At 39.0% G+C, this 17,815-nt stretch carries 18 protein-coding genes and 2 tRNA genes; 14 read left to right on the forward strand and 6 right to left on the reverse strand.

Translation table 11 applies throughout. The annotated features are described in order from the left end of the window. Positions 1-12: 12 nt before the first annotated feature. The 3 genes from CZ225_RS19295 to guaA form a co-directional block, all read right to left on the reverse strand. Positions 13-333: a hypothetical protein gene (locus CZ225_RS19295; protein WP_077155095.1), complete on the reverse strand. Its 321-nt coding sequence runs from the start codon at positions 331-333 to the stop codon at positions 13-15. Positions 334-612: 279 nt separating this feature from the next. Continuing rightward, positions 613-1,653 (reverse strand): Gfo/Idh/MocA family protein, encoded by a 1,041-nt coding sequence (locus CZ225_RS19300; protein WP_077155096.1) that lies wholly within the window; start codon positions 1,651-1,653, stop codon positions 613-615. Positions 1,654-1,847: 194 nt separating this feature from the next. Continuing rightward, the gene (gene guaA, locus CZ225_RS19305; RefSeq protein ID WP_077155097.1) at positions 1,848-3,371 is read right to left on the reverse strand and encodes a glutamine-hydrolyzing GMP synthase; all 1,524 of its coding nucleotides are present in this window, start codon (positions 3,369-3,371) and stop codon (positions 1,848-1,850) included. A gap of 268 nt (positions 3,372-3,639) precedes the next feature. Here guaA and CZ225_RS19310 point away from each other — a divergent pair, with 268 nt between their 5' ends. Beyond that, positions 3,640-3,954, forward strand: a complete 315-nt coding sequence (locus tag CZ225_RS19310; protein WP_077155098.1) for a hypothetical protein — start codon at positions 3,640-3,642, stop codon at positions 3,952-3,954. A gap of 506 nt (positions 3,955-4,460) precedes the next feature. After that, entirely contained in the window at positions 4,461-5,171 is a 711-nt protein-coding gene (locus CZ225_RS19315) for a hypothetical protein (protein ID WP_077155099.1), read from the forward strand. A 114-nt stretch (positions 5,172-5,285) separates the two neighbouring features. On the opposite strand, the gene mscL is transcribed toward CZ225_RS19315, so the two are convergent. Beyond that, the gene (mscL, locus tag CZ225_RS19320; protein ID WP_077155100.1) at positions 5,286-5,729 is read right to left on the reverse strand and encodes a large-conductance mechanosensitive channel protein MscL; all 444 of its coding nucleotides are present in this window, start codon (positions 5,727-5,729) and stop codon (positions 5,286-5,288) included. A gap of 141 nt (positions 5,730-5,870) precedes the next feature. Between mscL and gap the strand changes: the two genes are divergently transcribed. The 7 genes from gap to CZ225_RS19355 all read left to right on the forward strand — a co-directional run bounded on the left by gap (position 5,871) and on the right by CZ225_RS19355 (position 13,100). Next, complete coding sequence (gap, locus tag CZ225_RS19325) at positions 5,871-6,881, forward strand: type I glyceraldehyde-3-phosphate dehydrogenase (protein ID WP_008759940.1); 1,011 nt, start codon at positions 5,871-5,873, stop codon at positions 6,879-6,881. Between the two features lie 170 nt (positions 6,882-7,051). Then, positions 7,052-9,109 (forward strand): M3 family metallopeptidase, encoded by a 2,058-nt coding sequence (locus CZ225_RS19330; protein WP_077155101.1) that lies wholly within the window; start codon positions 7,052-7,054, stop codon positions 9,107-9,109. A gap of 15 nt (positions 9,110-9,124) precedes the next feature. Then, a complete protein-coding gene (locus CZ225_RS19335; RefSeq protein ID WP_077155102.1) occupies positions 9,125-9,613 on the forward strand; it encodes a DUF4847 family protein in 489 nt (162 codons plus the stop codon). Between the two features lie 19 nt (positions 9,614-9,632). After that, complete coding sequence (locus CZ225_RS19340) at positions 9,633-10,082, forward strand: dCMP deaminase family protein (RefSeq protein ID WP_077155103.1); 450 nt, start codon at positions 9,633-9,635, stop codon at positions 10,080-10,082. Positions 10,083-10,113: 31 nt separating this feature from the next. Then, positions 10,114-11,862 carry a S41 family peptidase gene (locus tag CZ225_RS19345; protein WP_077155104.1) on the forward strand — a complete coding sequence of 583 codons (1,749 nt, stop codon included), beginning with the start codon at positions 10,114-10,116 and terminating at the stop codon, positions 11,860-11,862. Further along, a complete protein-coding gene (locus tag CZ225_RS19350) occupies positions 11,840-12,361 on the forward strand; it encodes a 5-formyltetrahydrofolate cyclo-ligase (protein ID WP_234983080.1) in 522 nt (173 codons plus the stop codon). Before CZ225_RS19345 ends, CZ225_RS19350 begins: the two co-directional genes overlap by 23 nt. Continuing rightward, entirely contained in the window at positions 12,309-13,100 is a 792-nt protein-coding gene (locus tag CZ225_RS19355) for a histidinol-phosphatase (protein ID WP_077155106.1), read from the forward strand. The genes CZ225_RS19350 and CZ225_RS19355 overlap by 53 nt, the downstream gene beginning before the upstream one ends. Here CZ225_RS19355 and CZ225_RS19360 read toward each other — a convergent pair. Further along, positions 13,087-13,374 carry a DciA family protein gene (locus CZ225_RS19360; protein ID WP_077155107.1) on the reverse strand — a complete coding sequence of 96 codons (288 nt, stop codon included), beginning with the start codon at positions 13,372-13,374 and terminating at the stop codon, positions 13,087-13,089. The genes CZ225_RS19355 and CZ225_RS19360 overlap by 14 nt on opposite strands. Next, positions 13,371-14,480 carry a DNA replication/repair protein RecF gene (recF, locus tag CZ225_RS19365; RefSeq protein ID WP_077155108.1) on the reverse strand — a complete coding sequence of 370 codons (1,110 nt, stop codon included), beginning with the start codon at positions 14,478-14,480 and terminating at the stop codon, positions 13,371-13,373. The genes CZ225_RS19360 and recF overlap by 4 nt, the downstream gene beginning before the upstream one ends. 161 nt (positions 14,481-14,641) lie before the next feature. Between recF and CZ225_RS19370 the strand changes: the two genes are divergently transcribed. The 5 genes from CZ225_RS19370 to CZ225_RS19390 all read left to right on the forward strand — a co-directional run bounded on the left by CZ225_RS19370 (position 14,642) and on the right by CZ225_RS19390 (position 17,734). Beyond that, positions 14,642-15,325 (forward strand): tetratricopeptide repeat protein, encoded by a 684-nt coding sequence (locus tag CZ225_RS19370; RefSeq protein ID WP_077155109.1) that lies wholly within the window; start codon positions 14,642-14,644, stop codon positions 15,323-15,325. A 129-nt stretch (positions 15,326-15,454) separates the two neighbouring features. Further along, entirely contained in the window at positions 15,455-15,949 is a 495-nt protein-coding gene (ribH, locus tag CZ225_RS19375) for a 6,7-dimethyl-8-ribityllumazine synthase (protein WP_077155110.1), read from the forward strand. A 49-nt stretch (positions 15,950-15,998) separates the two neighbouring features. Continuing rightward, positions 15,999-16,081, forward strand: a tRNA-Tyr gene (locus tag CZ225_RS19380). A gap of 8 nt (positions 16,082-16,089) precedes the next feature. After that, positions 16,090-16,162: transfer RNA gene (locus tag CZ225_RS19385), tRNA-Gly, on the forward strand. Positions 16,163-16,324: 162 nt separating this feature from the next. Next, positions 16,325-17,734, forward strand: a complete 1,410-nt coding sequence (locus CZ225_RS19390; RefSeq protein WP_077155111.1) for a Gfo/Idh/MocA family protein — start codon at positions 16,325-16,327, stop codon at positions 17,732-17,734. Positions 17,735-17,815 lie beyond the last annotated feature (81 nt).

Raw genomic sequence — 17,815 nt, forward strand, 5'->3', positions numbered from 1 at the left:
AATACTTGCTTTTCATTTTGATTCATTTAAATTTTCTACTAATTCAACATAAACATTATATAGGCTATCCGGAATATTTAAATCTGCTGCTTCTTCCGCATTAAGATTTAATATGTACATAGAATCCCGATAAATAACCTGATCCATTAGCATGTTTCCAAAGTCAGACTGCGCTTGATGTTTGGACTCATCTGAAATAGTATTAACATTCCTTATTGTTGTCGTTGGTGTTTCAGCAACAGGTTGTTCTTCTACGATATCTACATCCTTGCAAGAAAATAGCATTAATAAAAGAAATGAAGGAAATAGTTTTAATTTAGTTTCTGTTTTCATAAAGAATTTGATTTTATATGGTTAAACAATATTCTATTTTAGTAACCGGAAACTTAATCTAATCAACACCTTTAGATATATATAGAAAATGGTATCAACTGAAATATAATATGAAAGTAAATAAAAATATCGACTATTACAAATATTTTGGAAAATATTTGTAATAAGAAGACAATAATCAAGTTTTACTATTGATTAAAATTGAAAAAGAAAAAAATGAATAAAGAAAAAATATATCTGTTCAGACACAATTCGGACTGCATTGAATTTAATGAGCAGTCACCCGATATCATATTTCGGTTCTTTGTCTGCCGGGTAAACTACCCCAATTTGTCTGCGTATCTCATCGATGATCTCCAATGAGATCAGTGAATGGTTGTGACTGTTTATTTCAGATTCAAGCTTGCCTTGCTCTATCAAATTTATAAACTCTTCCACTTCATAGAAATATTTATCTTTATCCAATTGAACACCGATCGATTCAGAGGCTATAGCTGTTCCTCTGTCCAATATAGCAGTTTGGCGCGGAAAATATGTAACTTCTTGTATCGTCTGGATTTTATCTAGAAGTAAATTGCCTTCTTCACCTTCAATTTCCGTAGGGAGGAAAGAGTTTACTATCTTTGAGTAAAGCACAGTCGCATTCATGCCCTCATATTGAAAATTGACAGCTCCCTGTCCGTCTACCCCTGTCGAAAGTAGAATACCACTCGCATCAATCTTATGAGGACGCCCGAAGAATGCTACCATTGGATAGATAGTATAAATCCCAATATCCATTACTGCACCATTTGACAATTCAGGCTTGAACGCATTCAAAACAATTCCTTCTTTGAATTTATCATAGCGGGAAGAATACTGGCAATAACATGCTAAATAACGGCGAATAGTTCCTATTTTTTCCAAATACTCTTTTACGATACGAAAATTCGGATTCAAGGTTGCTATCATGGCTTCCATTAAAGCCACACCGTATTTATGCGAGGTCTCAATCATAGCTTTAGCCTCCACCGCATTCGAAGCAAGAGGTTTTTCACATAGCACATGCTTTCCATGACGCATGCACAACATGCTTTGAGAAGCGTGCAAATAGGTTGGAGTCGCTATATATACGGCATCGATCAGCGGACTCCGTGCCATATCCTCCAATGAAGTAAAAGTGTATGGAATATGGTGTTTTGCAGCAAACAAATTCGCTCTTTCTTGTGTGCGTGAGCATACAGCCACTAACTCAAACCGGCTATCTTGCCGGGCACCGGCAATTACCTTATCAGTAATAGTATTTGTACCGATTACTCCAAAACGTATTTTCTTTTCCATAATCTTATTGATTGCCGTTTAAGCCCCGTAACGCTAATCGTATATTTTAGTGATATAAATGAATCTTAAAAAAAATGTGTTGTAGATAAAATATCCGCAACACATTTAGTATGATTTCTGCAACACCCATAAACTACTTTATATCAGATTGTCAATGAGCATTTACGGTAATTGCATAATAAAAACATCCGGATTTATTCCCACTCAATTGTTGCCGGTGGTTTGGAACTGATATCATAGGTAACACGGTTCACACCTTTCACCTTATTAATAATATCATTCGAAACTTTACCAAGGAATTCGTAAGGCAAATGTGCCCAATCAGCAGTCATCGCATCAGTAGAAGTAACAGCACGCAATGCTACCGCTCTTTCGTAAGTACGCTCATCTCCCATAACACCGACAGATTGAACCGGAAGCAGAATCACACCGGCTTGCCATACCTGGTCATACAATCCCCAGTCACGCAATCCCTGAATATAGATATCATCAGCATCTTGCAGAATACGAACTTTTTCAGGAGTGATATCTCCCAAAATACGCACAGCCAAACCCGGTCCGGGGAACGGATGACGAGTAATCAGATGTTCCGGCATACCCAATTCACGACCTACCCGACGAACTTCATCTTTAAACAACAAACGAAGTGGTTCACAAAGCTTCAAGTGCATCTTTTCCGGCAAGCCACCTACATTGTGATGACTTTTAATAACCGTTCCTGTAATAGATAATGATTCGATGCAATCCGGATAGATAGTACCTTGAGCCAGCCATTTCACATCTTTTATTTTGTGGGCTTCTTCATCAAATACATCGATAAAGCCCTTACCTATAATCTTACGCTTCTTTTCGGGTTCTGTCACACCGGCCAGTTCAGCAAAAAACTTTTTGCTAGCATCCACACCGATCACATTCAAGCCTAGACATTCATAGTCATTCATCACATTCTTGAACTCATTCTTACGTAGCATTCCATGATCTACGAAGATACAAGTCAAGTTCTTACCAATCGCACGGTTCAGTAATACGGCAGCAACTGAAGAATCAACTCCGCCACTCAAGCCAAGCACTACTTTATCATCCCCCAACTGCTCCTTCAACTCGACAACTGTGCTTTCAATAAACGAAGCCGGAGACCAATCTTGTTTACAACCGCAAACATCAACAACGAAATTCTTCAAAATCTGAGTACCATCTTCACTATGGAATACTTCCGGGTGGAATTGTACCCCCCATACATTTTCTCCCTCAACCTGATAAGCAGCAATGTCCACCTTATCAGTAGAAGCTATCTTCTTAAAATTATCAGGGATCGCTGTAATCGTATCTCCATGACTCATCCATACCTGCGTATTCTCACGTACTCCTTTAAAAAGGACATTATCTTTGCAGAAAGAAGCCAGATGTGCACGACCATATTCACGTGTACCTGCCGGCTCAACCTTTCCATTATTAGTATAAGCCATAAACTGCGCACCGTAGCAGATACCTAAAATCGGATATTTACCACGGATCTCGCTCAAATCAATTTTGAAAGCATCTTTATCGTATACCGAGAAAGGGCTTCCGGAGAGAATAACTCCTTTGATGGTCGGATCATCATGAGGGAATTTGTTATAAGGAATAATCTCGCAATACGTGTCCAATTCGCGTACACGACGGCCGATGAGCTGTGTCGTTTGCGAACCGAAATCAAGAATTATTATCTTTTCCTGCATATAATTATGGTTGGATTTTAAATAAATGATTTGCAAAAGTAGAAAAAAGTACGCAAACAGACAGAATAATATAAAAAAAAGTATATATCATTAGTTATATTAAGAAACATTGATTATATTTGTAAGGTACAAAAAACCATAGCCTATGTATAAATAAAAGATGTAGGATAAGTAATAGGCATACTCAAGACATTAGCAAACCGTTAATATACCTACAATACTCAGCAAAAACAGCCTGATTAAGCATTACTTCTAATTATTAAGCATCATGAAAGAAATTAATCATATTGAAGAAGCTTATTTCTACAATATTACCTCGATAATAAGTCTTATTATTTGTTGGTTTATCATAGGAGGATGCCAAGAAGAAGAGAACACCAATAGATTTAGTAGCTTTCCTTTTTTATCCTCAGAATCCGATTTCATATCAACATCAATTTCTGAACTATCAGAAAATGATCTAATAGTTATAAATGAAGCATTTCAACGCCTCAGCATTGATTCTAAGGACGGTTTACTTTACATAAACGAAAATTCCGGTTGCCAAATTAACATATCAGAAAAGCTATTCACTTTTTTTTAAAAGAATTGAAAGCACAACGAACGCAAGAATTAAATTATCAAAAAATCAGTTCGTAAAGCCTATAGTCGAATCCAGAAAAAAGGAAAGAAGTGATACCCTTAAAAATGACTGTGTAGCAAGAACTACAATAGCAATAGCTAAAGATTTAGGAGAGTCTCTTCCTCTTTTACAAGTAATAGATTGGATTGAACGTCAATTCGGCAAGGAAGGAGTCCCTGGAAGCGCACTTTCTTTAGTATTAGACCATTTTTTTACGAAACAACGAATAATTGTCCTACCTACCTCATACACATGTGGAGATGCACCAACTAGAATATTTGGTGTTCTAAAATTAGGTTCTAATGCAGGACATGCCATAACTATAATAAATATTAGTAATGGCTTTGCACTTTACCGAGATGATCAAAACAATAATATGAATGCATGTATGATTTCTGAGATCAAAGATGCATATATCATAAGCGGAGTTAATTCAGACATCAATTATAATTTATAACATCAAGATTATGAAAAGACGAAGAAGCATACATTTATTCATTCTTTCTCTCATTGCATTGTCGCTATCTGCACAAAACGAGAAAAATACATTTGACTCATATGCAAAGTTCATATCCAAAAATCTGGATATTACATGGAAAAAGCCCAAAAAATTCATCGACCTGAAGACTTTTACAGTATGGGGACCCGAATCTCAAAATCATAAATCAGCTTTTTTCTATCATACTGTGCTACAATCAAAAGATAGCAATTGCCTTATCATGTATCCGGATATTGTATCTTTAGTAGGCATTAACCTGCATTTAGATGAAACATTAACCCGAAACCAAATGATAAATGATATAAATGCCGCCCTAGGTTTAACTAACAAAGGAGGTATAATCTCTAAAAATCCGGACACCGATATTAAAAAGAGCATAAAAACATTCACCGGTAAAGATGCAAAAAAACTTTTCAATGCAGATACTGTTTTTATTGCACCAATACCAATATCAAATGCTTATCAGGGTAAATACACTTATTGCACGGGAGTTTACATCTACAAAGCAAAAAGACCACCTATGTTTATTAAATGCTTTTTCAACGAGAAGGGGAAAAATAACGAAAGAAAATACCTAGATATACTTTATAAAACAATAAGATATCGTAATGACAATTGGACATTAAACGAATATAACTATCCAAAAGAGTTAAAGGAGTTTTATCCTCAAACTGAATAGACTTTTTCCTACTTTTAGCTCCAAAGTAACTTGGATAGAATACATAAACAAAAAAATTAAGGTCAAACTTACTGAAAACATACAGTAAATTCGACCTTATTTTTTGTTAGTCTTTTATCGTTTCTCTTTCAGCAAATCACGAATTTCCGTCAGCAGCACCTCTTCTTTGGTGGGTTCCGGCGGCACCGGAGGAGCAGCCGGAGTTTCCTCCCGTTTCTTTGCCATCAAGTTGGAAATCAAACGTATAAACAAGAATATAGAGAAAGCGATAATCAGGAAATCAAAAGTTGCCTGTAAAAATTGCCCGTAATCCAAAGTTACAGCAGGAGCAATCTCTTTCCCATCGGCTCCGACTTCCGCTGCTTTCAATACCCATTTCAGGTCCGTAAAGTTCACACCACCAACTAGTAAGCCAATTGGAGGCATGATAATATTAGCCACCAACGACGACACAATTTTCCCAAAAGCACCACCGATAATGATACCGACAGCCATGTCAATCACGTTTCCTTTCATGGCAAACGCTTTAAAGTCTTGCAAAAATTTACTCTTTCCCATCTTTTTCAATATTTAATGTGAATTTAATATGCGAATATAAAAACATTTTTGTAATTTTGCACCGCATTTGAGAATAAAACAAATGCGGAGACCGAGAGATATTAGAACAAATATTATAAAACCCTTAAAAGTTTAAACAAAATGATTAAAGTAGGTATTAATGGATTCGGACGTATCGGACGTTTCGTTTTCCGCGCTGCAATGAAGAGAAACGATATTCAAATCGTAGGTATCAACGACCTTTGCCCGGTTGATTACTTAGCTTATATGTTGAAGTATGATACAATGCATGGTCAATTTGACGGTACTATCGAAGCAGATGTTGAAAACAGCAAACTGATCGTAAACGGTCAAGCAATCCGCATTACTGCAGAAAGAAACCCGGCTGATTTGAAATGGGACGCTGTAGGTGCTGAATACGTTGTTGAATCTACAGGTTTGTTCTTGAGCAAAGACAAAGCTCAGGCTCACATCGAAGCTGGTGCAAAATATGTTGTAATGTCAGCTCCTTCTAAAGATGATACTCCGATGTTTGTTTGCGGTGTAAACGAAAAAACATACGTTAAAGGTACTCAATTCGTATCTAACGCTTCTTGTACTACTAACTGTTTGGCTCCTATCGCTAAAGTATTGAACGACAAGTTCGGTATCCTTGACGGTTTGATGACTACAGTTCACTCTACAACTGCTACTCAGAAAACAGTTGACGGTCCTTCTATGAAAGACTGGAGAGGTGGTCGTGCTGCTTCTGGTAACATTATCCCTTCTTCTACCGGTGCTGCTAAAGCAGTAGGTAAAGTAATTCCTGCTTTGAACGGTAAATTGACTGGTATGTCTATGCGTGTTCCTACTCTGGACGTTTCTGTAGTAGACTTGACAGTTAACTTGGCTAAACCGGCTACTTACGCTGAAATCTGCGCTGCCATGAAAGAAGCTTCTGAAGGCGAATTGAAAGGTATCCTGGGTTACACTGAAGATGCAGTCGTTTCTTCTGACTTCTTGGGTGACACTCGCACTTCTATCTTTGATGCTAAAGCTGGTATCGCTTTGACTGATACTTTCGTTAAAGTTGTATCTTGGTATGACAACGAAATCGGTTACTCTAACAAAGTTCTTGACTTGATCGCTCACATGGCATCAGTAAACGCTTAATTAGAAGCCTGAACATATACGAAACCGCTGCGGGAAACCGTAGCGGTTTTTTTTATTTTCACTTTATATATTGTTAAAAAGCAAGAGATTATCAGTTGAATAACCCACAAAATTAGTAATTTTGTGTTTTTATGGAGAGAATATTAATAACATTGATACTAGTTTACACCATGAACAATATATTGAGTGCTCAAAATCCATTCTTTGAACAATATCAGACCCCGCACGAAACAGTGCCGTTCGATCGTATCCAAACGGAACATTACGAACCTGCTATTCTTGAAGGGATCAATCAGCAAAAGGCGGAAATAGAAGCTATTATCCAGAATCCGGAGAAAGCAACTTTTGCCAACACTGTGGAAGCTTTCGAACAATCCGGAAAGTTGCTGGATAAAGTTACCACTGTTTTCAGTAATATGCTCAGCGCAGAAACGAATGATGAACTGCAAGCGTTGGCACAAAAAATGATGCCGTTACTCAGTGAGCACAGCAATAATATCACGCTAAACGAAAAGCTATTCGACCGCTTGAAAGAAGTCTATAACCAAAAAGAAGACTTGCAACTGACACAGGAACAAAGCCGTTTATTGGATGATATATACGACAGTTTTGTACGCCACGGTGCCAATCTCGAAGGTGAAGCCCGCGAACAATACCGTCAACTAACTAATGAATTGAGTATGCTGACACTTTCTTTCAGCGAAAACAATCTGAAAGAAACCAATCATTACCTAATGTTACTGACGGACAAAGCCGATCTTGCCGGATTACCGGAGATCGTCATGGAAACTGCTGCCGAAACTGCAAAAACTGAAGGAAAGGAAGGATGGGCATTCACTCTTCATGCCCCGAGCTATGTTCCTTTCATGACTTATGCCGACAATCGCGAATTACGTCAAAAACTTTATTTAGCATACAATACCAAATGTACTCACGATAACGAATATAACAATATCGATATCGTAAGAAAGATAGCCAATACCCGTATGAAAATAGCCCAGTTATTGGGATATAATAATTATGCAGATTACACGTTAAAGAAGCGAATGGCAGAAAACAGTAATGCTGTATACAAATTATTGAATCAACTATTGGAAGCTTATACCCCTACTGCGCAACAAGAATACCAGGAGGTACAGGATCTGGCACGTCAGGAACAAGGCGATGACTTTGTTGTAATGCCATGGGATTGGAGTTACTATTCAAACAAACTAAAAAACAAGAAATTCAATCTCAACGAAGAGATGCTCCGTCCCTATTTTGAACTGGAACAGGTAAAAAAGGGAATATTCGGTTTAGCTGAGAGGCTATATGGAATCACTTTTAAAAAGAATCCGGACATCCCGGTTTATCACGAGGAAGTGGAAGCTTACGAAGTATTTGATAAAGATGGAAAATACCTGGCAGTTCTTTATACGGATTTTCATCCACGCGCAGGAAAACGTGCCGGAGCCTGGATGACAAGTTACAAGGAACAATGGATCGACCGGGAAACAGGTGAAAACAGCCGTCCACACGTCTCTGTCGTAATGAATTTTACCAAACCGACAGCAAACAAGCCAGCTTTACTTACTTTTAATGAAGTGGAAACATTTCTGCATGAGTTTGGCCATAGTTTGCATGGTATGTTTGCCAACTCTACTTACCAGAATCTGAGCGGCACCAATGTATATTGGGATTTTGTGGAACTTCCTTCCCAGATTATGGAAAACTTTGCCATTGAAAAAGAGTTTCTCCATACATTTGCCAAGCACTATCAGACAGGTGAGTTAATTCCTGATGAACTGATACAACGCATCGTAAACTCTTCTAATTTTAATGCAGCGTATGCTTGTCTCAGACAAGTCAGTTTCGGATTGCTCGATATGGCATGGTATACCCGCAATACCCCTTTCGAAGGTGATGTCAGAGCGTACGAACAAGAAGCTTGGAAGGAAGCACAGATACTGCCGGTTGTGAACGACGCCTGCATGAGTACTCAGTTCTCACATATTTTTGCCGGAGGGTATTCAGCCGGATACTACAGCTATAAATGGGCGGAAGTCCTGGATGCAGACGCCTTCTCACTATTCAAACAGAAAGGCATATTCAACCGGGAAGTAGCAGACTCGTTCCGCAACAACATTCTTTCTAAGGGGGGTACTGAACATCCGATGGTACTTTATAAACGTTTCCGCGGACAAGCACCAACCATAGATGCCCTATTAAAAAGAAACGGAATCAAATAAATAAAAACAGTAAATATGAAAGTGATATATAAAATAGTATGCCTGTTTATGCTTCTACCTCTGTTTGCTGGTTGTAATGACACGGATGACGTAGCCGCTATCTTTACAGGAAAAACCTGGAAACTGTCCTTTATAGCCAGAGATGGGGAAACTAGAATGTACGAACCATTTTGGGGAATCTCAAAAGAAGAGACTATCAAAAAACTGAGTCAGGCCAATACCTATACAATCAAATTTGAAGGGATAGTAGAAGGGGATGCCATTCAAGGAAAAATAAATGGAACAACAGTCACCAGCAATCTGAGCGGTACCTGGAGTGCCAATGCTAAAAACAACGGATTCAATGCTACTATCAAAGGACAAAGCGACAATGATAAGCTTGCTGAAAACTTTCTGGAAGGAATAAATGCTGCTGCTTCTTATCAAGGGGATGAGAACAATCTATATCTTATTTACAAAAATTCAAAGGGAAAATTCCGCATGTTTTTCCGTGTGGTAAAGTAAGCAGAAAGGAATCGACAAGATGGACACAGAAAAGAAACAATCAGAACTTGACAAACGTTACATACGTATGGCCAGTATATGGGCAGAAAACTCATATTGCCAGCGTCGTAAAGTAGGAGCATTGATCGTAAAAGATAAGATGATTATCTCCGACGGATACAACGGAACACCTTCGGGATTCGAAAATGTATGCGAAGACGAAAATAATCTCACAAAACCGTATGTTCTTCACGCTGAAGCAAATGCCATCACCAAAATAGCCCGTTCCAACAATAGTAGTGACGGGGCTACGATGTATGTAACTGCCTCACCATGTATCGAATGTGCGAAACTCATCATTCAGGCAGGAATCAAACGAGTAGTTTACTCAGAGCACTACCGTCTGGAAGATGGAATAGAACTATTAAAACGAGCAGGAATTGACATTGTCTATACAGAACCGGACGATCATTCCTCACCTAACAAATAATAAAGAAGAACGTTAAAAAAAAGGAATAGACATGAGTACAAAAAACTCTTCACGTTTTACACCTGTCATCATAGCTATCAGCGTGGTTATCGGGATTCTTATCGGTACTTTTTATGCCAAACACTTTGCCGGCAACCGTCTGGGTATTATCAACGGCTCATCCAATAAGTTGAATGCCTTGTTACGGATTGTAGATGACCAATACGTAGATACCGTAAACATGGCTGACCTTGTGGAAAAAGCAATGCCACAAATCCTTGCGGAGCTCGATCCGCATTCAACCTACATTCCTGCTCAAAATCTGGAAGAAGTCAATTCTGAACTTGAAGGAAGTTTTAGTGGAATCGGTATTCAATTTACCATACAGAATGACACGATCCATGTAAATGCTGTGATCCAAGGTGGACCTTCCGAGAAAGTAGGGTTGATGGCAGGTGACCGTATCATCATGGTTGACAATAGTTTATTTGTTGGCAAACAGGTGACCAATGAACGCGCTATACGTACATTGAAAGGTCCGAAAGGTTCTCAAGTAAAATTGGGCGTGAAACGTATGGGTGAGAAAAACTTATTGGATTTCTCCATCACACGTGGGGATATTCCTCAAAATACGGTTGATGCAGCTTATATGCTAAACGATAGTATCGGTTATGTGAAAGTCAGCAAATTCGGACGTACTACCCATGTTGAATTACTCAATGCACTGGCTCAACTGAACCACAAAAACAGCAAAGGTCTGATTATTGACCTTCGTGGCAATACTGGAGGATATATGGAAGCTGCCATCCGCATGGTGAATGAATTCTTACCCGAAGGCAAACTGATTGTATATACTCAGGGTAGAAAATATCCTCGTGCAGAAGAATTTGCCAATGGCACAGGAAGTTGCCAGAAAATACCTCTGATCGTTTTAACTGACGAAGGTTCTGCATCTGCCAGTGAAATTTTCACCGGAGCTATACAGGACAATGATCGCGGAACAGTTGTAGGACGTCGTTCATTCGGAAAGGGTCTTGTACAACAACCGATTGACTTTAGTGACGGCTCTGCCATCCGCTTAACTATTGCACGATATTATACGCCATCCGGAAGATGTATTCAACGTCCTTATGAAAGCGGCAAAGACCGGAACTATGAATTAGATATCTACAACCGTTACGAACATGGCGAATTCTTCTCTCGTGATAGTATCAAGCAAAATGAAAATGAGCTCTATTACACCAGTTTAGGACGTCCAGTATATGGTGGTGGAGGTATCATGCCGGATATATTCGTACCTCAAGATACAACAGGAGTTACGACTTATCTGTCTACGGTTATCAGCCGAGGACTGACTAATCAGTTCACTTTCCAATATACAGACAATAATCGTCAGAAACTCAGTCAATACGAGACTGAAGAAGAATTATTGGATTACTTGCGCCGCCAAGGTTTGATAGAACAGTTTATCCATTATGCAGAAAGCAAAGGAGTAAAGAGAAGAAATATCTTAATCCAGAAATCACATAAGTTACTCGAAAGAAATATCTATGGTAACATTATCTATAATATGTTAGGTCTGGAATCCTATATCAAATACTTCAATCAGACAGATGCTACTGTCAATAAAGGAATAGAGATTCTTCAAAAAGGGGAAGCTTTTCCTAAAGCTCCCGAAACAACGGAAGAAGAAGCAATAGAGGATAAAAACGATGGAAAAGAAAAAAGAACTGCGAATGCATATATCATCCATGAAAATCCAACTGAGATCTTCAGATATGCAGAAGCAATATTCAGCTAAAATACTTGCCGCTCTTGAAGCTCATCCGGCTTTCAGAGCGGCAAACACCGTATTGCTCTATCATTCACTGAAGGATGAGGTAGATACACATGACTTTATCCGAAAATGGAGTAATAAAAAACAGATATTGCTACCAGTAGTCGTGGGTAATGAGTTGGAACTGCGGTTATATACCGGACCTGAAGACATGCAAATCAGTAATTACGGCATAGAAGAACCAATGGGTGAAGCATACACAGACTATGAATCTATAGACTTTATTGTCGTTCCCGGCGTAGCCTTTGATCAGAAAGGGAATCGGTTAGGACGAGGAAAAGGTTATTATGACCGTCTTTTGCCACATATTCCGTCAGCTTACAAAGCCGGCATCTGTTTTCCATTTCAACTAGTTGAAGAAGTGCCGGCAGAGCCACATGACATCCGAATGGATATTATTATAACTATCAATGAGAACAAACTACCATACTCACACCACCCGCTGCCATCATGCGACAGGTAGTGATGAAGACTTTGTTTTAAGTGCCATCAAAGGTGGTTACGAGGAACTTGGTTTTTCTGATCACACCCCTTGGAAGTACCATACAAATTATGTATCCGATATTCGCATGCTTCCCGAAGAATTACCGGAATACATTGATAGTCTCCGCTCGTTGCGAGAGAAATATAAGAACCAGATTAGTATCAAAATCGGATTGGAATGTGAATACTTTCCTAACTACCTGCATTGGTTAAAAGGTATAATCAAGGAATACCAATTAGACTATATCATCTTTGGAAATCATCATTTCCATACAGACGAGAAATTCCCCTATTTTGGTCGACATACCGATACGGTAGAGATGCTCGAGCTTTATGAAGAAAGTGCCATTGAAGGAATGGAAAGCGGTTTATTTGCCTACCTGGCTCATCCAGATCTTTTCATGCGTTCTTATTCCGAATTCGACCATCACTGCAAATTAGTCAGTAGACACATTTGCCGGGTGGCTAAACGAATAAATCTGCCGTTGGAATATAACATTGGCTACGAAGATTACAATGAGGCAAACGGCATCACAAATATCCCTCATCCTGAATTCTGGAAAATAGCAGCGCATGAAGGCTGCACTGCCATTGTAGGAGTAGACGCCCATCATTATCGATATTTAGAAACTCCTGTTTACTACGACCGAGCCCGTCAAACACTTCAATATCTGGGAATGAAAGTGATTGACAACATTCCTTTTCTTAACGAAAAATAATGTTGGTAATCACTGTTGCTCCGACTTTCTTATTCAGAGTGCGTATCAATACTTCACGCCCCATCAATAACTCTTGGCGAAGAGCAGCAGAAGTCAAATGTACATATAACGTTTGATTACGAATATAAAGATTGCTGGTATAGCTTGCCGCAGGTCCTAACACCTGAGGCCAAGCATCCATCAATCGTTGTTCATTCAACGGTGACTCAAGGCTCTCCTGACGAAGATATTGTTGAATCAATTTCCCTATTTGTTCCGCATTATTCCTTTTCATGATTCCATCTCCATTTCACGAATAGCTCCTTGCTCTACACAGAACATTTTATAATCACTGCCTACCTTATATAAAATACAGTCCAAATGCTCTCTGTTAGTATCCGTAATAAAGATCTGACCGAAATTATCTCCTCCTACCAGTTTCACAATCTGTTCTACACGAGAAGCATCCAACTTATCAAAGATATCATCCAATAATAAAAGAGGTATAGTCCTCCCCGTACGCTTCAAGAAATCAAACTGTGCCAGTTTCAGAGCAACCAGATACGTCTTATTCTGTCCCTGCGATCCTTCTTTCTTAATAGGGAACTCACCCAGAAGCATATTTAATTCATCTTTATGAATGCCACGCAATGAAAATCCCATAATCTTATCCCGTTCCCGACTCTGCTTCAGCACTTCGAGCAATGAGGCATCCCTTGCATGAGATTCATAAGACAGTCCCACCTGCTCCTTATCCTGAGATATAAAAGAATAAAAGGACTGGAAAATAGGAATAAACTCCCGGATAAAAGCTTCACGTTTACGAAATACGATATCACCGGCCTGTGCCATCATTTCTTCCCACACTAGAAAGAGTTCCTCCTCTACCGGAAACTCACTTTTCAACAAGGTATTACGCTGCACCAACGCTTTATTATATCTAATTAAAGCGTCCAAATACTCTTTATCATATTGAGAAATCACAACATCCATAAAACGGCGGCGTTCGTCACTTCCTCCTGAGATTAATTCCGAGTCAGCAGGTGAAACCATCACCAATGGAAGAAAACCAATATGATCGGAGAAACGACTATATTCTTTTTTATTACGCTTGAACTGTTTCTTCGAACGACGTTTCATTCCGCAATAAATTTCTTCCGGTGTTCCATCCTCCACTTCATAAAAACCCTGAATCACAAAAAAATCCTGTCCGTGACGAATATTCTGAGAATCAACCGGATTGCCCGAACTTTTACAGAAAGACAAGAAGTAGACAGCATCCAGCAAATTCGTCTTCCCCATCCCATTCTGCCCGAAGAAACAATTCAGTTTAGCAGAAAAATCCAACTCTACTTGTTCCAGGTTCTTATAATTTAATATGGATATCCGTTTCAGTATCATTGTACACACATTAATTTGTTCACAAAAGTAGCAAGATTTTCGTGGTTTTCGAGTGTTATATAAAAAAAGATGCTTCTAAATTTCGTTAGTAGATATAAAAAAACTAATTTTGCGAGTCGAATTATCGAACAAGGAATAATAACAAAAAGAATCATATAAAAATGGCAGAACAAAAGAATCAGAACGAACATCTGAACGTAGAAGATGCACTGACACAATCGGAAGCATTTCTCATTAAGTACAAAAATGCAATCATCGGTGGTGTTGCAGCTATAGTCATCATCGTAGCAGGGATTATCATGTACAAGCACCTCTATGCAGAACCACGTGAAGAGAAAGCTCAGGCAGCACTTTTCAAAGGACAGGAATACTTTGAACAAGATGCATTTGAACAAGCTTTAAACGGTGACAGCATCGGTTTTACAGGCTTCCTGAAAGTAGCAGATGAATACAGCGGAACAAAAGCTGCCAATCTGGCCAAAGCTTATGCAGGTATTTGTTACGCACAACTCGGTAAATACGAAGATGCAGTTAAAATGTTGGATAGCTTCAGCAGTGATGACCAAATGGTAGCTCCTGCTATTTTGGGTGCAACAGGAAACTGTTATGCACAACTCGGACAGTTGGATAAGGCTGCTTCTACGTTGTTATCGGCAGCAGCCAAAGCTGACAATAACACATTGAGCCCTATTTTCCTGATGCAAGCAGGCGAGATCTTGGTGAAACAAGGAAAATTCGATGATGCTGTAGAGGCTTATACGAAAATCAAAGATAAATATTTCCAGTCATACCAGGCTATCGATATCGACAAGTATATCGAACAGGCTAAATTAATGAAAAAATAATATACCTTATTATATAGAGAAACTTGAGCACGGATTACACGGATTAAGCGGGTTATATTCAGAACCGTGATATCCGTATAATCCGTGTTCTTTTTAAATCATTTATTAACCCCCTTTAATATACACATTATGGCAACTGCATATCATAACCTGTCCGAATACGATTTTAATTCTGTTCCTAATGCTGAAAACATGAAATTCGGGATTGTTGTATCAGAATGGAATTTCAATATTACCGGTGCTCTATTAAACGGTGCAATCAATACACTGAAAAAACATGGAGCCAAAGAAGAGAACATTTTGGTTAAAACTGTTCCGGGAAGTTTTGAACTGACTTTTGGTGCTAACCAAATAATGGAAAATTGTGAGATTGATGCAATCATTGCAATTGGTTGCGTTATTAAAGGAGATACTCCACATTTTGACTATGTTTGTATGGGAGCAACTCAAGGGATTACCGAATTAAACGCAACTGGCGATATACCAGTGATTTACGGATTAATTACTACCAATACAATGGAACAAGCAGAGGATAGAGCCGGTGGTAAACTAGGTAACAAAGGAGACGAATGTGCAATTACTGCAATAAAAATGATCGATTTTGTTTGGAGTTTAAATAAATAGTCGTATCTTTGCACCGCAATTGAGAAACAAACCTCCTCAAAAGCAAAAAGGGCAAATACCAGAGTGGCCAAATGGGGCAGACTGTAAATCTGCTGTCTTTCGACTTCGGTGGTTCGAATCCATCTTTGCCCACTAAAATTGCGGAAGTAGCTCAGTTGATAGAGCATTAGCCTTCCAAGCTGAGGGTCGCGGGTTTGAGCCCCGTCTTCCGCTCTAAAGAGAATCTGAATTTCAGATTCTCTTTTTATTTCCCCCCTTTTCTCTTCCTTTTATTTGAAATATTCCGAAATAAAAGCAATTAATTTATGATTAATTACTATTTTTGGCTTTTGAAAGAAAACACACTAATTAACCCTTTAACCCCCTAAAAAAATCATGAAAGAACTGCTAATTTCATTGGCAATCGGTTTTACCTTATTAACCTGTCAAACCAGTTGCTGCACACAAAAAGAAAAAGAAGCATTCAAACCTCTTCAAGTAGAAACGCCCGAACGTCCTTCCGGACAAGAAGATGTCATTCAGTTAGTAACCCCCAAACTGGAGACAGTCCGCGTTGGTTTCATTGGTTTAGGCATGAGAGGTCCCGGAGCAGTAGAACGTTTTGCCTACATTCCCGGAACTAAAATAGTTGCTCTTTGTGACATCCGTCCTGAATGCGTAGAAAAATCACAAAACATCTTGAAGAAAGCCGGTCTGCCAGAAGCTGCTTCCTATACTGGCACAGAAGATGCTTGGAAACAATTGTGTGAACGCGATGATATTGATCTTGTGTATATTGCCACAGATTGGAAGCATCATGCTGAAATGGGTGTATATGCTATGGAACATGGTAAGCATGTAGCTATCGAAGTTCCAGCCGCTATGACATTGGATGAAATATGGAAGCTCATCAATACATCTGAAAAGACCCGCAAACACTGTATGCAATTAGAGAATTGTGTATACGATTTCTTCGAAATGACAACTTTGAATATGGCACAACAAGGAGTATTCGGTGAGGTTCTCCATGTGGAAGGTTCATACATCCATAATCTGGAGGATTTCTGGCCATACTACTGGAATAATTGGCGTATGGACTACAACCGTTTACATCGTGGAGATGTTTATGCTACTCATGGCATAGGTCCTGCTTGCCAAGTTCTCAATATCCATCGCGGAGACCGTATGAAAACTTTAGTTGCTATGGACACAAAGGCTGTAAATGGTCCGGCATTTATTAAAAAACAAACTGGAGAAGATGTGAAAGACTTCCAGAACGGTGACCAGACTACGACTATTATTCGTACAGAAAATGAACGTACTATGCTTATCCAACATAATGTAATGACACCACGCCCTTATAGTCGTATGTATCAGGTAGTCGGAACCGATGGATATGCCAGCAAATATCCGATTGAGGAATACTGTCTGAGACCTTCACAGGTGAAAGCCGACGAGATACCCAACCATGAAAATCTAAATGCACACGGTTCTGTTCCGGCAGATGTTAAACAGGCATTGATGGCCAAGTATAGAAGTCCTATTCTGGATCAAGAACTGGAAGAGACTGCCAAAAAAGTAGGTGGTCACGGTGGTATGGACTATATCATGGATTATCGCTTGATATACTGCCTACGTAACGGTTTGCCATTGGATATGGATGTATATGACCTCGCGGAATGGTGCTGTATGGCCGAACTTACCAGACTTTCTATCGAAAACAATTCTGCTCCTGTAGAAATCCCCGATTTTACTCGGGGTGGATGGAACAAAGTAAAAGGTTTCCAATACGCCTTTGCTAAATAAATAGTGATATACTTGAAAGCAAAGTCAGAAATGTACACTTTGCATTTTTAGACGCGGATGACGAAGATACTACGGATTTAT

Origin of the sequence: Bacteroides bouchesdurhonensis, from assembly GCF_900155865.1 — a bacterium.
Lineage (GTDB): Bacteria > Bacteroidota > Bacteroidia > Bacteroidales > Bacteroidaceae > Bacteroides > Bacteroides bouchesdurhonensis.

What these genes read in the sequence shown, in the direction of transcription:
- CZ225_RS19295 (WP_077155095.1), bottom strand. Translation starts at nt 333, where the DNA reads ATGAAAACAGAAACTAAATTAAAACTATTTCCTTCATTTCTTTTATTA.
- CZ225_RS19300 (WP_077155096.1), bottom strand. Translation starts at nt 1,653, where the DNA reads ATGGAAAAGAAAATACGTTTTGGAGTAATCGGTACAAATACTATTACT.
- guaA (WP_077155097.1), bottom strand. Translation starts at nt 3,371, where the DNA reads ATGCAGGAAAAGATAATAATTCTTGATTTCGGTTCGCAAACGACACAG.
- CZ225_RS19310 (WP_077155098.1), top strand. Translation starts at nt 3,640, where the DNA reads ATGAAAGAAATTAATCATATTGAAGAAGCTTATTTCTACAATATTACC.
- CZ225_RS19315 (WP_077155099.1), top strand. Translation starts at nt 4,461, where the DNA reads ATGAAAAGACGAAGAAGCATACATTTATTCATTCTTTCTCTCATTGCA.
- mscL (WP_077155100.1), bottom strand. Translation starts at nt 5,729, where the DNA reads ATGGGAAAGAGTAAATTTTTGCAAGACTTTAAAGCGTTTGCCATGAAA.
- gap (WP_008759940.1), top strand. Translation starts at nt 5,871, where the DNA reads ATGATTAAAGTAGGTATTAATGGATTCGGACGTATCGGACGTTTCGTT.
- CZ225_RS19330 (WP_077155101.1), top strand. Translation starts at nt 7,052, where the DNA reads ATGAACAATATATTGAGTGCTCAAAATCCATTCTTTGAACAATATCAG.
- CZ225_RS19335 (WP_077155102.1), top strand. Translation starts at nt 9,125, where the DNA reads ATGAAAGTGATATATAAAATAGTATGCCTGTTTATGCTTCTACCTCTG.
- CZ225_RS19340 (WP_077155103.1), top strand. Translation starts at nt 9,633, where the DNA reads ATGGACACAGAAAAGAAACAATCAGAACTTGACAAACGTTACATACGT.
- CZ225_RS19345 (WP_077155104.1), top strand. Translation starts at nt 10,114, where the DNA reads ATGAGTACAAAAAACTCTTCACGTTTTACACCTGTCATCATAGCTATC.
- CZ225_RS19350 (WP_234983080.1), top strand. Translation starts at nt 11,840, where the DNA reads ATGCAGAAGCAATATTCAGCTAAAATACTTGCCGCTCTTGAAGCTCAT.
- CZ225_RS19355 (WP_077155106.1), top strand. Translation starts at nt 12,309, where the DNA reads ATGAGAACAAACTACCATACTCACACCACCCGCTGCCATCATGCGACA.
- CZ225_RS19360 (WP_077155107.1), bottom strand. Translation starts at nt 13,374, where the DNA reads ATGAAAAGGAATAATGCGGAACAAATAGGGAAATTGATTCAACAATAT.
- recF (WP_077155108.1), bottom strand. Translation starts at nt 14,480, where the DNA reads ATGATACTGAAACGGATATCCATATTAAATTATAAGAACCTGGAACAA.
- CZ225_RS19370 (WP_077155109.1), top strand. Translation starts at nt 14,642, where the DNA reads ATGGCAGAACAAAAGAATCAGAACGAACATCTGAACGTAGAAGATGCA.
- ribH (WP_077155110.1), top strand. Translation starts at nt 15,455, where the DNA reads ATGGCAACTGCATATCATAACCTGTCCGAATACGATTTTAATTCTGTT.
- CZ225_RS19390 (WP_077155111.1), top strand. Translation starts at nt 16,325, where the DNA reads ATGAAAGAACTGCTAATTTCATTGGCAATCGGTTTTACCTTATTAACC.